This window comes from Amycolatopsis australiensis (assembly GCF_900119165.1).
In the GTDB taxonomy this organism is placed as follows: domain Bacteria; phylum Actinomycetota; class Actinomycetes; order Mycobacteriales; family Pseudonocardiaceae; genus Amycolatopsis; species Amycolatopsis australiensis.
Map to the genome: position 1 here is coordinate 4,486,373 of NZ_FPJG01000006.1, position 15,444 is coordinate 4,501,816.

Consider the following 15,444-nt stretch of genomic DNA (forward strand, 5'->3'; position numbering starts at 1 on the left):
TTCTCGCGAGGGAGCGAACCCATGTCGAAGGCGGAACAGCGCGAGGTGGCGCACGAGATCACCATCGGCGCACCGGCGTCCGAGGTGTACCGGCTGGTCGCCGAAGTGCGGAACTGGCCGCGGATCTTCCCCCCGACCATCCACGTCGACCGGCTGGAGCACGACGGAACCGAGGAGCGGATCCGGATCTGGGCCACCGCCAACGGCCGTCCGAAGAACTGGACCTCGCGCCGGTTCCTGGATCCCGGCGCGCTGCGCGTCGAGTTCCGGCAGGAGGTCTCCGCGCCACCGGTGGCCGAGATGGGCGGCACGTGGATCATCGAACCGCTCGCGCGGGAAACCGCGAAAGTCACGCTGCTGCACCACTACCGCGCGGTGGACGACGATCCCGGGAGCCTGGCGTGGATCGACGAAGCCGTCGACCGCAACAGCCGGTCGGAGCTCGCGGCGCTGAAGACGGGCGCCGAACAGGACAGCGGTGCCGGACTGGCCGTGTCGTTCGAGGACTCCGTGCGGATCGACGGCTCGGCCGAGGACGTCTACGACTTCCTCGACGAGGCGGACCGCTGGCGGGAGCGCCTGCCGCACGTCGCCCGCGTGGAGCTGACCGAGGAGAGCCCGGGCGTGCAGACGCTGGAGATGGACACGCGCACCAAGGACGGCGCCACGCACACGACCAAGTCGGTCCGGGTGTGCTTCCCGCACCGCGAAATCGTCTACAAGCAGATCACGCTGCCGGCGCTGATGAGCGTGCACACCGGGTACTGGCGGCTCTGGGAGACCGACCAGGGCGTCACCGCGGTCTCGCAGCACACCGTGGTGATCGACCCCGGCAGCATCCCGGCGGTCCTCGGGCCGGAGGCGGGTGTCGAGGAGGCCAAGAAGTTCGTGCGGAACGCGCTCGGCGGCAACAGCCTGGCCACCCTCGGGCACGCGAAGGCCTACGCCGAGAGCAGGCGCTGAGTGGCCGCCCCGATCGTGGTCGCCGGGGCCGGGCCCGTCGGGCTGCTGCTGGCCGGCGAGCTGCGCCTCGGCGGCGCCGACGTCGTCGTCGTGGACCGGCTCACCGAGCCCACCGGCGAATCCCGCGCCTCCACCCTGCACGCCCGCACCATGGAACTGTTCGACCAGCGCGGCCTGCTGGCGCCGCTGGGTGTCCCGCCGAACGACCCGGCGGGACACTTCGGCGGGATCCGGATGAGCCTCGCCGGACTGCCCAGCCCGTACCCCGGCCAGTGGAAGGTGCCGCAGACCCGCACCGAGGCGCTGCTGGCGGAGTGGGCTCGTGGTCTCGGCGCGGACCTGCGCCGTGGCCACGAGCTGACCGGGCTGACCGACCACGGAGACCACGTCGAGGTGGAGCTGGCCACCCCCGACGGCCCGGCCCGGCTGCGCGCGGCGTACCTGGCCGGCTGCGACGGCGAACGGAGCACGGTGGCCCGCCTGGCCGGGTTCGCCTTCTCCGGCGAACGGGCGGACAAGGAGATGCTCCGCGCCGACGTGGCCGGGATCGACATCCCCGACCGGCGGTTCGAGCGGTTCCCGGCCGGTCTCGCGGTGGCCGGCCGCCGTCCCGGCGGCGTCACCCGGGTCATGGTCCACGAATTCGGCCGGCCGGTCGGAAACCGGGCAGGCGAGCCGGAGTTCGCCGAGGTCGCGCAGGTCTGGCGGCGGGTCACCGGCGAAGACATCGGCGGCGGCACCCCGTTGTGGGTCAACGCCTTCGACAACACCAGCCGGCAGGCCGCCCGCTACCGGCTCGGCCGGGTCTTCCTGGCCGGGGACGCCGCGCACGCGCAGATGCCGGTGGGCGGCCAGGCACTCAACCTGGGGCTGCAGGACGCCGTCAACCTCGGCTGGAAGCTGGCCGCGGCGGTGGCCGGGTGGGCGCCGGCGGGCCTGCTCGACTCCTACCACGCCGAACGCCACGAAGTGGGCGCCCGCGTCCTGGCGAACATCCGGGCGCAGGCGCTGGTCCTGCTCGGCGGCGGCGAGGTGGAGCCGGTCCGCGGCGTGTTCGCCGAGCTCCTGCAGTACGAAGCCGTCCGCGCGCGGCTCGGTGCCGCCGTCAGCGGCCTGGACGTCCGCTACGACGTCGGGCCGGGCGTGCATCCGCTGCTGGGCGCCCGGATCCCGCCCGAGGCCACCCGGCCCGGCTCCGCGAGCCTGCTCCGCCCGGCCCGCGGCGTGCTGCTCGACCTCACCGCCGGGCGCTGGGCGGATGCGGCCGGTCCGTGGGCGGACCGGGTGGACACCGTCTCCGCCGAGCCGGTGCCGGAGGGACCGCTGGCCGGAACGGAGGCCGTGCTCGTGCGGCCGGACGGCCACGTCGGGTGGGTCGCCGGCGACGGGACCGGCGTCGAGAGCGCGCTGCGTCGCTGGTTCGGCGCCGAGGGGAGTGGATGACCGTGCAGCTGGCGAACAAGACCGCGCTGGTCACCGGGTCGAGCCGGGGGATCGGCCGGGCCATCGCGACGCGGCTCGCGCGGGCCGGGGCGGTGACGGCGGTGCATTCCGGGACCGACGCCGGCGGCGTGGCCGAGACCGTGCGCGTCATCGAGGAAGCAGGCGGACGGGCTTTCCCCGTGCTGGCCGAGCTGGGGGTGCCCGGCGACGTCGACGTCCTCTTCGACGGGCTGGAGGCGGGGCTGAAGGAGCACGCCGACCGCGTCGGGCTGGACATCCTGGTCAACAACGCGGCCGTGCTCGGCACCGTGGCGCCCGAGGAGGTCACGCCCGGGCAATTCGACCGGCTCATGGCGGTCAACGCGAAGGCCCCGCTCTTCATCGTGCAGCGGGCGCTGCCGCTGATGCCCGACGGCGGGCGGATCGTCAACATCTCCACCGGGCTCACCAGGTTCGCGAACCCGCCCGAGGTGGCGCACGCGATGAGCAAGGCCGCCCTCGAAATGATCACACTGCACTTCGCGCGGCACCTGGGTGCCCGGGGCATCACGGTCAACACGGTGGCGCCCGGCGTCGTCGACACCGGCGACCTGGCGCGGGCCGAGCCGTGGCTGCGGGCGGCGCTGTCCGGCCTGTCGGCGTTCGGCAGGCTCGGCGAACCCGAAGACATCTCCGAGGTGGTGGCCTTCCTCGCCGCCCCGGAAGCGCGGTGGATCACCGGCGCGTGGATCGACGCCACCGGCGGCACGATGCTCGGCCAGGACCTGTGACGCCGCCGCGGCGCCTGGTCGTGGTGGGTGCCTCGCTGGCCGGGGTCCGCGCGGTGCAGGCCGCCCGGGAGGCCGGGTTCACCGGGCACGTCGTCCTGGTCGGCGCGGAGGAGCACCTGCCCTACGACCGGCCACCGCTGTCCAAGTCGTTCCTCGAAGCCACGGCGGAGCCAGCGGCCCCGGCGTTCCGGTCCGGCGGCTTCCTCCGGCACCAGCTCGGAGTGGACCTGCGGCTCGGTGCCCCCGCGACCGGGCTGGACACCGTGGCCAGGACCGTCACCGTGGCCGGCGTCCCGCTGGGCTACGACCGGCTCGTCATCGCGACCGGCGCGCAGGCCCGCCGCCTGCCCGGCGCCGGGCGGCTCGCCGGGGTGCACACGCTGCGGACGCTCGACGACGCCCGCGCCGTCCGCCGGGCCCTGCACGCCGGTGCGCGGACCGTCGTCGTCGGTGCCGGGTTCATCGGCTCCGAGGTCGCTTCGAGCGCCCGGAAACGCGGCTTGCCGGTCACGGTGGTCGAAGCGGCGCCCACCCCGCTGGCCCGGGCGATCGGCGAGGTGACGGGCACGGCTCTCGCCGCGTTGCACGCGGCCAACGGCACCGTCCTGCGCTGCGGGGTCACGGTGACCGGGCTGGAGGGCGACGGCCGGGTCGAGCGGGTGCTGCTCTCCGACGGCACCGTCCTGCCCGCCGACCTGGTGGTGGTCGGCGTCGGCGCGGTGCCGGTCACCGGCTGGCTGGCGGGATCCGGCCTGGTGGTGCGGGACGGCGTGGTCTGCGACCGGACGCTCGCGACCAGCGCCGCGGGCGTCTACGCGGCCGGAGACGTCGCCCGCTGGTGGAACCCGCTCTTCGGGCGGTACCTGCGGCTGGAGCACTGGACGAGCGCGGCGGAACAGGGCGTCGTCGCGGCGCGCAACGCCGTGTCCGAAAAGGACGCCGAACCGTACGAGACCGTCCCGTACTTCTGGTCGGACTGGTACGGCACCCGGATCCAGTTCGTCGGCGTGCCCGAAGGGGACCACGTCGAGTCCTTCGGCGGCGACGACCGGTTCGTGGCGCTCTACCGCGACGGTGACCGGCTGGCCGGGGCACTGGCCGTCAACCGGCCGTCGCTCACCATGAAGTACCGCGCACTGATCAGAAGGCGGGCCGGCTGGGCCGAGGCCCTGGAGCTCGCGGCGCGGGGACGCGCCGCCGCCCGCTGACCCGCCACCGGAGGAGAGAGGAGAGACGCGTGCGCAAGGTCCTCATCGCCAACCGCGGCGAGATCGCGGTCCGGATCGCGCGAGCCTGCGCGGACAGCGGCCTGGCCAGTGTCGCCGTCTACGCCGAGCCGGACCTGGACGCCCTGCACGTGCGGATGGCCGACGAGGCGCACGCACTGGGCGGCCGGACGGCGGCCGAGAGCTACCTGGACATCGGCAAGCTGCTGAAGGCCGCGAAGGATTCCGGCGCGGACGCGGTGCACCCGGGATACGGGTTCCTGTCGGAACAAGCCGGATTCGCGCAGGCGGTGCTCGACGCGGGACTGCTGTGGATCGGGCCGCCGCCCGCCGCCATCGCCGCGCTGGGCGACAAGGTCCGGGCGCGGCAGGTCGCCGAGCGGGCCGGCGTTCCGCTCGCCGCCGGGACCGCCGGGCCCGTCACCGACGCCGCGCAGGTGGCGGCCTTCGCCCGTGAACACGGCCTGCCGGTCGTGATCAAGTCCGCGTCCGGCGGCGGCGGCCGCGGGATCGAGATCGTCCGGACCGTCGAGGAGATCCCGGAGCGGTTCGAGTCGGCGGTCCGCGGCGCGGCCGGTGCGTTCGGCCGGGGAGAGTGTTTCGCCGAGCGGTACCTGGAAGGCCGGCGGCACGTCGAAACCCAGTGCCTGGCCGACACGCACGGCACCGTGGTGGTCGTGTCCACTCGCGACTGTTCGGTCCAGCGCCGGCACCAGAAGCTGGTCGAGGAGGCGCCGGCGCCGTTCCTCTCCGGTGCCCAGGAGGACCTGCTGCGGTCCGCTTCCCGGGCGATCCTGCGCGCGGCCGGGTACGTCGGCGCGGGCACGTGCGAGTTCCTGCTCGGCCCGGACGGGGAGATCTCGTTCCTGGAAGTCAACACGCGGCTGCAGGTCGAGCACCCGGTGACGGAGGAGATCACGGGCATCGACCTGGTCCGGGAGACGTTCCGGATCGCCGGCGGCGAGCCGCTCGGCTACGACGACCCGCAACCCCGCGGCCACGCCGTCGAATTCCGGATCACCGCCGAGGACGCGGGCCGGGACTTCCTGCCCGCGGCGGGCGTGCTGACCGGCTGGCGCCCGCCGTCGGGACCCGGCGTGCGGCTCGACACCGGCTTCGGCCTGGGCGACACCGTTCCCCGGGAGTTCGATTCGCTGCTCGCCAAGCTCGTCGTCACCGGGGCGACCCGGCGGCAGGCCCTCGAGCGCGCCCGCCGCGCGCTGGCGGAGTTCCAGGTGGCGGGCCTGCCCACCGTACTGCCCTTCCACCGGGCGCTCGTCGACGATCCCGCGTTCGCCGGCGCACCGCTCGCGGTGCACACCCGCTGGGTCGAGACCGGCTTCGAACACGGTATCCCGCCGTACGACGGGGAAATCGCGGCGCCGCCTGCCAGCGCGCGGGAGACGATCACCGTCGAGGTCGGCGGCACGCGCGTGGAGGTGGGGCTGCCCGGCGGGTTCGGCCTGGCCGCCGCACCGGCCGCCGGGCTCGCGCCGGTGCGGAGCGCGGGCACGAGGCGGCCCGCCCGGCGCACGGGCGCGCCGGGCGGCGACGCGGTGGTCGCGCCGATGCAGGGCACCATCGTCGAGGTCGCGGCCCGCGACGGCGACACCACCGCCCGCGGCGACCTCATCGTCGTCCTCGAGGCGATGAAGATGGAACAGCCGCTGACGGCGCACAAGGCGGGCACCGTCACCGGGCTGTCCGGTGTGGTCGGTGAGACCGTCGCCGCCGGCGCGACGATCTGCGAGATCAGAGACTGACGCGGCACTCCAGAACCACGGCACCGGCGACCGGCCGGGCCGAAGTCATGACCGGGAAAGAGAAACGGGGCGCAATGGCCGACCACGCCGGATATCCGAAGGCGCAGATCACCCGCCGCACGCTGACCACCGGAGCGCTCTTCGGCGCGTTGTCCATCGGCACGAACATGTTCCGGGCCGCCGCCGCGAGCCCCGCCGGCCCCGCGCCGGCGGTGCCCGCCGGCGCGGGCGCGCCTGCCGGCCCGGACTGGGGGCTGACGAAGTTCCTCGACCCGCTCCGGATCCCGCCGGTGATCCGGCCGCGGGAACGGGACCTCGAAGTCCACATGAGACGCACCGAGGTCCGGCTCCACTCGCAGCTCCCGCCGACGACCGTGTGGGCGTTCGACGGCGAGTTCCCCGGTCCGACCATCGACGTCCGCAGCGGGAAGGAGCTGCGGGTCGAGTGGTTCAACGACATCGACGGGCAGCTGCCGCTGGTGGCCGTGCAGGCGCCGGCTCCGGCCAACCCGACGAACACCCCGGGCTACCGGGACGCGGCCGGCGCGCCGCTGCCCGGCCACACCGTCATCGACGGCGTCGCCGAGCTTCCCGCGTGGACGATCACGCACCTGCACGGCGCGCCGAACGACGGTGCGAGCGACGGCTGGCCGCACAACGGCGTGCTCAAGGGCTCGAGCCAGCTGACCCGGTACCGGAACCGCCAGCCGTCGACCGCGCTCTTCTACCACGACCATTCGATGGCGATCACCCGGTACACCTTCCACACCGGGCTGACCGGCATGTACCTCGTCCGTGACGACGAGGAGAAGGCGCTCGGCCTGCCCTGCGGCGGCCGGGAGATCCCGCTGCTGCTCTGCGACCGCAACCTCGACACCGTTCCCGCCACCGGCGAGCTGACCGGTCAGCTGCTGTTCAAGATCCCGGCCGTGCCGTACGGCGGCGCGCTGGTGCCCGCCGGGTTCACCGGGCCGTTCAACACGGTGAACGGGACCATCTGGCCCCACCTGGACGTGCAGGCCCAGTGGTACCGCTTCCGGCTGCTCAACGCGAGCAACGGCCGCATCTACACGCTCAACCTCACCGACGACGCCGGCCGGGTGCACAACGACGCGATCAGCGTGATCGGGACCGACGGCGGCCTGCTCCCGGCGCCGGCGCCGGTACCCGCCGGCGGCCTGACCATCGCCCCCGCCGAGCGGCTCGACGTGCTCGTCGACTTCGGCAAGCTGAAAGGGACGAACGTCCGGCTGACCGACGCCCGCACGGCCGCCGGCCCGACCGAACCCGACCTCATGCAGTTCCGGGTGGCGGACCGGCCGGTGCACGACCCGTTCCGGCTGCCGGCCCGGCTTTCGCCGTCCTACGTGCGCCTGGAGCACGGCACCACCGTGCCGGAGGACCACGACCACGTGTGGGTCGGGCTGGTGATGAGCAAGAAGGGCCACCCGGAGATGTGGGAGCTCGAAGAGGTCGACGCGGACCCGGGCGGCCCTGGCGTCATCCAGCTCGTCGATCCGGGCACCGGCGCCACCCGGACCTTCCGCCGGCGGGACAGCCTGTTCGACGACACGGTCGGCATCTACATCGACCACGGCCGCTGGGCCGTGTGGAACTTCATCCACGTCGGCCCGCTGGGGCCGGTGCACCCGATGCACGTCCACCTGGCGCGGTTCCAGGCGTTGTTCCGGCGGAACTTCACCACGACCTGGGACCTGCCGACCGAGCGGACGACGAAACCGATCTCGGGGATCACCGACGACCCGCTGGCCAAGCATGAGGAGGGCTGGAAGGACACCTTCCTCGTCAACCGCGGCCAGTGGGTCGCGGTCGCCGGCAAGTTCGAGGGCGGCACCGGCGAGTTCGTCTACCACTGCCACGTCGGGGACCACGAGGACGACGGCATGATGCGGCCGTTCGTCGTCCATCCGCCCGAAGTCGCGAAGTTCCACGAGCACCACGGCCACGGAATGGGGATGTGACGCGTGAGCGAGCCCGAAGCTGTGAACGACGTTTCCGTCGTCGGCCCGGACGGCGGCGAGCTGATCGTGCTGGGCGCGGCCCGCATGCGGATCCTGGAGGACGGCGGCACGACCGCGCACCGGCTCGGGGTCGGGGAGATCACGCTCCCGCCGCACGCCTCCGGCCCGCCGCAGCACCGCCACGCCGAGCACGACGAAGGCTTCTACGTCGTGTCGGGCACCGCCCGGTTCGTCGTGGGGGACACCAGCCACGACGCGCCGGCGGGCAGCTTCGTGATGGTGCCGCCCGGTGCCCCGCACACCTTCGCCAACCCCGGCGACGAACCGCTGGTGCTGCTCAACACCTTCACCCCGGACCTCTACGTGCAGTACTTCCGGGACCTGCGTGCCGTGATCGAGGCCGGTCGCGAGCTGACGCCGGAGGCCACCGCCGAGGTCATGAGCCGCTACGCCACCGTTCCCGCCACCGACTTCAGCTGAGCCGGACACCGTTTCGAGAGGACGGAATCGCATGACGAAAGTGGGTTACTCGGACGCGGTCAACGACGCGCTCGAGCGTCTCGACGATCTGGGCTACGAACGGGGGATCCAGGGCGACCTGGCCAACCACGGCCCGATGGGGGCCGAGGCGCTGGCCGCCCTCGGCCACGGGGACAAGGTCGCGTCCTGGGTCGAGGTCTACCGGACGGCCATGCCGCACCACGACCCGCCGTCGCCCCGCTTCGCGCTCGACGCCGCCGACGAGTCGTCGTGGCGGTCCGCGCTGGGTTCCTTCGACCGGGCCGGGGACTGGGAACAGCTGATGGCCAGGGAACTGGCGGAAGCCCCGTGGCAGACGGTGCTGGCCCGGTGGTGGCCGCGGCTGCTCCCCGGGATGCTCGCGGGGTTCACGCACGGGACCATCCGGACCGCGCACGCCGTCCGCAGCCTCGCGGCCGTGCCGGAGCCGAGCCCGCTCCAGCTGACCGAGCTGGCGCGGGCACTGGGGTACTGGGCCGCGCGGTTCACCCGGTTACCCGGCAAGCCGCGCCTGGGCGGGCAGCAGGGTGTCACCTCCGCGGTCGCCGCCCTGCCCCGGCTGCGCGGGGAGGTGCCGGTGACCCCGCCGGTCGCGGCGAAGCGGTTGCAGACGCTCGACACGATGCCGGGCTACCTCGAGGGCCTGGAGGAGCTGGCGCCGGGCGACGCCCAGTGGCTGCTCAGCGAAATGACTTCGGAGTTCGCCGGGGTGTACGTGGCCCACGACGAGATCTTCGCGGTTCCCATGGTCCACACCGTGACGCTGCCGGCGGCCGTCCGGCTGGTCCTGCCGTACCTGCCTGCCGAACAGCACACGGCGTCCGTCGAGGCGGTGTGGCAGGTGCACCTGGCGTTCCTGCTGGCGTTCACCCGCGACCGCCGCGGCGAGGCGGACATGATCCGGGCGGCGACCGACGCCGATCTGCCGTCGTTCGACGAGCTCAGCGCCCGTTCCGTCGAGCACGGCGACGAACACGTCATCAAGTTCACCGAGGCGTGCCTGCGGGAAAACCTGCTCCGTCCCGACCGCCGGTTCGCGGCGGCGGCGTTCGCGGCCCTGCAGCGGATCGAGTCGAGCCGCGAGGCTCACGCGCAGACGACTCTTTCCACCATGGCGACCAGCAGGTCGGCGACCGCTTCCACCGGCAGCGCCCGGCCCGTGTAGAGCTGGTCGAACGTCTCGAAGCCGCAGAGTGTCCACAGGAGATCGGCGGCTTCGTCGACCGTGACGTCCGGGCGCAGCTGGTTCTGCTCGGCCAGGCGCTGCGCGTGCCAGGCCATGCCCGCCGAGCGGGACTCGGCCATCCGGTGCACGGCTCCGCCGACGGCGTCCGGGTCGAGCTGGGCCATCGAGTAGAGGACCCGGAGCACTTCGCGGTGTTCGGCGAAGATCGGCACGGACGCGCGGATGGAGGCGAAAAGGCCGTTGCGGGCGTCGGTTTCGGTCGTGGCGTCCACCGCGCGGTCGAACCCGCCGCGGCCGCGCAAGTCGTCGCCCAGTGCGTCGAAGAGCCCCGCCCGCGAGCCGAACACCAGGTACACCGTGGATCGCGACACCCCGGCCATCTTCGCGACCTGCTCGATGCTCACCGGTTCGGTCGGTGCCTGGCACAGCCGTTCGTACACCGCGGCGAGGATGCGCCGCCGGGTTTCCTCGGCGGCGTCGGCACGCAGACGCTGCTCGTACTTCCGGGTGCTCATGGCCCCGATCCTAGCTTCGGCTTGACACCGGGACCGGCGGAAGACACACTGTCCAGTGAAAGACACGCTGTCCGATGAAATTACGCTGACCGCGGCTGGAGGGCCGCCGGGCGTCGACTCCGCCACGAAACCACCCGTTCTCGGCTCCAAGGACGCGTGGCTCGTGGGTTTCCGGGCCCCAGGTCCGTCGCCCGGGCCGGCCACCGCCGGCCCGCCCTCCACCCGCGGCCGTTCCCCGGCGCCCGCCTTCGCGCACGACGCCGGTTCACCACTCACCAGGTTGGAGCTTCGGTATGCCACCACCCAATTTCACGCCGGTCGACCGCACGCGCTGGCTCGCGGTGATCGCCATCGGCCTCTCGATCTACATGGCCACGCTGGACATGACGATCGTCGCGACCGCGCTGCCGACGATCGGGCACAGCCTCGACAGCAGCGCTACCGGCACGCAATGGCTCCTGGTCGCCTACAACCTGCCGATGATCGGGCTGATGATCCCGCTGGGCCGGTGGGTCGACGTCGTCGGCAAGCGCTCCTCGCTGCTGCTGGCCATCGTCGGGTTCGCCGTCGCCAGCACCGCCTGCGGGTTCGCGCCGAACCTGGGCGTGCTCATCGCGCTGCGGGTCGTGCAGGGCACGTTCGCGGCGTTGATCGCGGTGCTCGTGCTCGCCGCCGCCGCGCTGGTGATCGCGCCGAAAGACCGCGGCAAGGCGATGGGCCTGATCGGCGTGATCGGCCCGCTGGGCTCGGTCAGCGGGCCGGTGTTCGGCAGCCTGATCGTCAGCCAGCTGTCCTGGCCGTGGCTGTTCTTCGTCAACGTGCCGATCAGCGCGATCGCGTTCGGGCTCGTCGCGGCGACGGTCAGGGACACGGGCAAGCTGCGCGCTCCCGCGCCGGCGTGGCTGGGCGCCGCCGCGATCGTCGCCGGGGCGTTCACCCTGCTGCTGCTGGGAATCGACAGCCTGACGTCCGGCTCGGCCGTGGCCGGCGTGGTCATGCTCGCCGGCGCCGTGGTGCTCGGCGTGGTCTGGTCCCGCACGTCGGACGCCGCCAACGTCACCGGGGTGCTGCGCCTGCCGCCGCTGCTGTCCCTGGACACGTCCCTGCTGCTGGTGACGATGACCGGCGGCTCGATGTTCTTCCTGATGCCCTACATCCTCGAGCAGCACATGGGGCGCACGGCGGGCGAGGTCGGCTCGATCATGTTCGCGATGCCGCTGACGATGGGGGTCGTGTCCTTCATCGGCGGCCAGCTGGCGGACAAGTTCGGCGACTGGCGTGCCGGGCTGCTCGGCGCGTGCCTCGCCGTCGTCGGCGTCGCCCTGCTCTTCACCCAAGGCGAGCAGTGGAACACAGCAGGCACGATGTGGCGGCTGGCGATCGTGGGTGCCGGGATGGGCCTGTTCGTGGCGCCGAACCAGAGCGCCACCATGAAGTTCGCGCCGCGGGAACGGATGGGCACCGCCAGCTCGCTGGCCGGCCTGGCGCGCAACCTCGGCTTCACGTTCGGGCCGGCGTGCGGGGCCGTGGTCGTCGGCGCGGGCCGGAGCGTGAACGCGCTGCTGGTCGTCCCGCTGGTGGCTTCGGCGGGCGCGGCGCTCGTCACGGTCGTCACGGCGGTCCAGATCCGCCGGCTGAACCGGGCACCGGCCGCCCCCGCGGGCGCCGTGGCTCCGCAGCCCGAGCCCGTCGGCAACCCCGAGTGACCGCGCCGACCCCGGAGGAGGACCCCTCGATGACGTCCAGCGCCACGACCGGCGGACGGCCGGTCCGGGCCGAGCCGAGCCCGAAGCGGGTGCGGGTCTACCTCGGCGGCGAAGTGGTGGCCGACACCATGCGGCCACTGCTGGTCTGGGAGTCCCGCGGCTACCCGGTGTACTACATCCCCACGGCCGACGTGGACGGCGACCTGCTGATCCCCGACCAGGGCACGGCTCGCTCCGAGCTGCTCGGCGACGCCGAGCTGTTCTCGGTGAAAGCCGGCGCGGCACTGGCGCCGGGCGCGGCCCGGCACTACGGGCAGAGCCCGCTCGGCGCCTTGCGCGACCACATCCGCTTCGAGTGGAACGCCATGGACGCGTGGTTCGAGGAGGACGAGGAGATCTTCGTCCACCCGCGCGACCCGCACGCCCGGATCGACGTGCTGCCCAGCTCGCGGCACGTGCGCATCGAACTCGGCGGGATCACGGTCGCCGAATCGCGCAGTCCCCGGCTCCTGTTCGAAACCGGCCTGCCGACGCGCTACTACGTGTCCAAACTGGACGTCCGGACGGACCTGCTGGTGCCGAGCGGCAAGGTGACCCAGTGCCCGTACAAGGGCATCGCGCAGTACTGGTCGGTCCGGACCGGCGACCGGCTCCACGAGGACGTCGTGTGGAGCTACCGCACGACACCGCCGGAGAGCCAGAAGATCGCCGGCCTCCTGGCGTTCTGGAACGCCGACACCTACGTCGACGGCGTGCTGCAGGACTCGTTCTGATGCCATCGGCACTCCGCTGAACCCCCCGCCCGGCTTGCGCTTTTCGCGCAAGCCGGGCTTTTTCCGGTTTCCGGCCGTCCGCGGGCTACCGGCGCGCGACTCCGACCCGCTGGGCGAGCTGGTCCGGGTCGATGTCGAGCCACTGGTAGCTCATGCCGTTCCACAGGTCGCAGTGGTGGGCGGCGGCGAACGCGGCGGAGGTCACCGTCGAGCTGCCGCCGGGCTGCAGGATCATCACCCGGCCGCTCGAGACGCCCGGCCATTCCGCCTGCCCGGCCGCGTCCGGCGTGCCCTGGCGGGCGAACGCGCCCCAGTACCGGACCATTTCGGTGGACAGCCGGAGCCCGTCGCGGTCGTACACGCTCGCCGGCGTGGGCCAGAGGTAGGCCTGGTCCGCCGCGTGGGTGGCGCCGACGTCGAAAGCGCCCGGGCTCACCGGTCCGGACGGGCTCCGCGCGTCGAACCGGTACAGGAACGTCTTCGGCTGGTACCTCGCGATCTGCTGTGTCAGCTGGGCGTACTGGCAGCCGCCGAGCCCGTAGAAGACACTCGAGTCCGTCCACACGGCACCGAGTGCGTACGCCACCGTGTCCTGCGCGGGGAAGTTGCTCAGCGGGTACGCCATCTCGACGTCCGCCGCGCGGTCGCCGAAGAGGTACTCGAGGCTTTTCTCGTACTGGGCGGCGGTCGCGCCGCGGAAGGGCTGGGCCCAGGCCCGTACCTCGTCGTGGGTGCTGCCGATCAGGAGCGGGACTTTCGCGAAGCGGCCGGTCCGCACGGCGGTCAGGGGCGCGACCGGCAGCTCGGGTACACCCGCCGTCGGCAGCGGGCCGCTGAGGATCCCGCCGCGGAAGGCGGCGCTCGAGCCGAGGATCTGGGCAGCGGGCTTGGCGCGCAGGCACGCCACCGGGTCGGCCGTGGTGGCGCAGCCGGCGTCGGCGGCGAAACGCGCGCCCGCCGCCTGGGATTCGGCGACGGTGTGGCTCGGGCAGCCGCCGCTCTGGATGATGGCGCCGTCGATCAGGCCGTGGGTGAGGGGCGAGGAAAGCAACGCGCACACCGAGTGGCCGCCCGCGGAGAGCCCGGCGACGGTCACGGCGTCGCGGTCGCCGCCGAACCGGTCGATGTTCCGGTTGGCCCAGGTGAGGGCGGCGACCTGGTCGAGCAGCCCGTAGTTGCCGGCGCCGGCCTGGCTCAGGCCCGGGAGGTCGAGGAAGCCGAACACGCCGAGCCGGTAGTTGATGGTCACGACGACGATGTTGTTCGTCTCGGCCAGGAGCGAGCCGTCGAACGCGTCACCGGATCCGGACGAGAAGCCGCCGCCGTGGATCCACAGCAGCACGGGGAGCCGCTCGTTCGTCGGCCGCGCGGGACGGTAGACGTTCAGGTAGAGGCAGTCCTCGGTCACCACCGGGCCGGAACCCTGCGGGCACGCCGGACCGTAGGCCGTCGCGGGCCGGACGCCGGGCCACGCCGCGGCCGGCTGCGGTGGCTGCCACCGCAGGCCGCCGACCGGTGGTGCCGCGAACGGGATGCCGAGGAACGAATCCACCGCCCCCGTGGTCTTCCCTTCGACCGTGCCCGCTTCCGTCCGGACGACGAGCGAGTGTGCTGCCGGACGTCCGGCGTTCGCCGCCGCCGGGGCGCCGGCGGCGACGGACGCGACGGTCACCGCCAGCGCGACCGTGACGCCGAGCCACTTGAGTCTTTTCCGCACCGATCCTCCCGAAGCCGAATGGTTTCGGTACAGCTTGGGACGCCGGAGCTCACCGGGTGACGGGCGTGGTCCGGTCACCGGACTGCGAGGGCGCTGACCGTCTTGGTGATCCGGCGACCCACCATCGCGAGCAGCCCGGCGTACTTCGCGACGTCGGCGCGGAACAGCGGCGCGGTGATGGACAGCGCGCCGGTCGTCAGGCCGGTCGCGCCGGTCAGCGGAATGGCCACGCTCACGAAGCCGACGCGGGTTTGCTCGTATTCGACCGCGTAGCCGTTCGCCCTGGCCCGGGCCAGCTCGTTCAGCAGGAGGCCGGGGGCGTTGACGGTGTGGGGCGTGAGCCGTTCGAGGGGCGAGGCGATCACCTCGTCGACCAGCGCGCGGGGCCCGAAGGCCAGCAGCACCTTGCCGGTCGCGGTGCAGTGCATCGGCATCCGGCCCGCCACGCGTGACGGCTTGGTCACCTGGCTGTGGCCGGACACCTTCTCCAGGTAGAGGACCTCCCGGCCGTCGGGGACGGCGAGGTGGATCGTCTCGTTCGTGGCCTGGTAGAGATCCTCCATGTACGGGCGTGCGGCCTCGCGCAGGATGCGCTGGCGGGGGACCCGCTGGCCGATCTCGAACAGGCGGATGCCGAGCCAGTAGTCGCTGCCGCGGCGTTCCAGCACGCCCCAGCTCAGCAGCTCCTGCGCCAGCCGGTGGACCGACGCCTTCGCCACCCCGGACCGCCGGGCCAGCTCGGTCAGGCTCAGGTGCTCGTCGTCGGGCCCGAAGGCCTCGAGGATGAGCTGGACCTTGCCGAGGACGCTGTTCGCCGTCATGGAGTCATCGCCGGGCATGGGGCCAGGTTCGGTCAGCGGAACCGGTCCGGACAACGGACC

The 15,444-nt window shown here is 73.0% G+C and carries 13 protein-coding genes; 10 read left to right on the forward strand and 3 right to left on the reverse strand.

Features of this window, described 5'->3' with window-relative positions; genetic code table 11:
- The first annotated feature begins 21 nt into the window (after positions 1–21).
- From BT341_RS22310 to BT341_RS22345, 8 genes are all read left to right on the forward strand, one after another.
- The gene (locus tag BT341_RS22310) at positions 22–963 is read left to right on the forward strand and encodes an aromatase/cyclase (protein ID WP_072478131.1); all 942 of its coding nucleotides are present in this window, start codon (positions 22–24) and stop codon (positions 961–963) included.
- Positions 964–2,406 (forward strand): FAD-dependent monooxygenase, encoded by a 1,443-nt coding sequence (locus tag BT341_RS22315; protein ID WP_072478132.1) that lies wholly within the window; start codon positions 964–966, stop codon positions 2,404–2,406.
- Positions 2,403–3,176, forward strand: coding sequence for an SDR family oxidoreductase (locus tag BT341_RS45455; RefSeq protein WP_072478133.1), 774 nt, complete (start codon positions 2,403–2,405; stop codon positions 3,174–3,176). The genes BT341_RS22315 and BT341_RS45455 overlap by 4 nt, the downstream gene beginning before the upstream one ends.
- Entirely contained in the window at positions 3,173–4,384 is a 1,212-nt protein-coding gene (locus tag BT341_RS22325) for an NAD(P)/FAD-dependent oxidoreductase (protein WP_072478134.1), read from the forward strand. Before BT341_RS45455 ends, BT341_RS22325 begins: the two co-directional genes overlap by 4 nt.
- Positions 4,385–4,413: 29 nt before the next feature.
- Positions 4,414–6,165, forward strand: coding sequence for an acetyl/propionyl/methylcrotonyl-CoA carboxylase subunit alpha (locus BT341_RS22330; protein ID WP_072478135.1), 1,752 nt, complete (start codon positions 4,414–4,416; stop codon positions 6,163–6,165).
- Between the two features lie 74 nt (positions 6,166–6,239).
- Complete coding sequence (locus tag BT341_RS22335; RefSeq protein ID WP_072478136.1) at positions 6,240–8,147, forward strand: multicopper oxidase family protein; 1,908 nt, start codon at positions 6,240–6,242, stop codon at positions 8,145–8,147.
- Positions 8,148–8,150: 3 nt separating this feature from the next.
- Positions 8,151–8,627, forward strand: coding sequence for a cupin domain-containing protein (locus tag BT341_RS22340; RefSeq protein WP_245805060.1), 477 nt, complete (start codon positions 8,151–8,153; stop codon positions 8,625–8,627).
- Positions 8,628–8,658: 31 nt separating this feature from the next.
- Entirely contained in the window at positions 8,659–9,831 is a 1,173-nt protein-coding gene (locus tag BT341_RS22345; protein WP_072478138.1) for a questin oxidase family protein, read from the forward strand.
- On the opposite strand, the gene BT341_RS22350 is transcribed toward BT341_RS22345, so the two are convergent.
- Positions 9,753–10,367, reverse strand: coding sequence for a TetR/AcrR family transcriptional regulator (locus tag BT341_RS22350; protein ID WP_072478139.1), 615 nt, complete (start codon positions 10,365–10,367; stop codon positions 9,753–9,755). The two genes, BT341_RS22345 and BT341_RS22350, sit on opposite strands and share 79 nt — an antisense overlap.
- Before the next feature lie 293 nt (positions 10,368–10,660).
- Here BT341_RS22350 and BT341_RS22355 point away from each other — a divergent pair, with 293 nt between their 5' ends.
- Together BT341_RS22355 and BT341_RS22360 are read left to right on the forward strand one after the other, a co-directional pair.
- Positions 10,661–12,073 carry an MFS transporter gene (locus tag BT341_RS22355; protein ID WP_072478140.1) on the forward strand — a complete coding sequence of 471 codons (1,413 nt, stop codon included), beginning with the start codon at positions 10,661–10,663 and terminating at the stop codon, positions 12,071–12,073.
- 29 nt (positions 12,074–12,102) lie between these two features.
- Positions 12,103–12,846 carry a DUF427 domain-containing protein gene (locus tag BT341_RS22360; RefSeq protein ID WP_072482121.1) on the forward strand — a complete coding sequence of 248 codons (744 nt, stop codon included), beginning with the start codon at positions 12,103–12,105 and terminating at the stop codon, positions 12,844–12,846.
- Positions 12,847–12,931: 85 nt separating this feature from the next.
- Here BT341_RS22360 and BT341_RS22365 read toward each other — a convergent pair whose 3' ends face one another.
- Positions 12,932–14,563, reverse strand: coding sequence for a carboxylesterase/lipase family protein (locus BT341_RS22365; RefSeq protein ID WP_072478141.1), 1,632 nt, complete (start codon positions 14,561–14,563; stop codon positions 12,932–12,934).
- 74 nt (positions 14,564–14,637) lie between these two features.
- Positions 14,638–15,402 carry an IclR family transcriptional regulator gene (locus tag BT341_RS22370; protein WP_072478142.1) on the reverse strand — a complete coding sequence of 255 codons (765 nt, stop codon included), beginning with the start codon at positions 15,400–15,402 and terminating at the stop codon, positions 14,638–14,640.
- Positions 15,403–15,444: the final 42 nt, after the last annotated feature.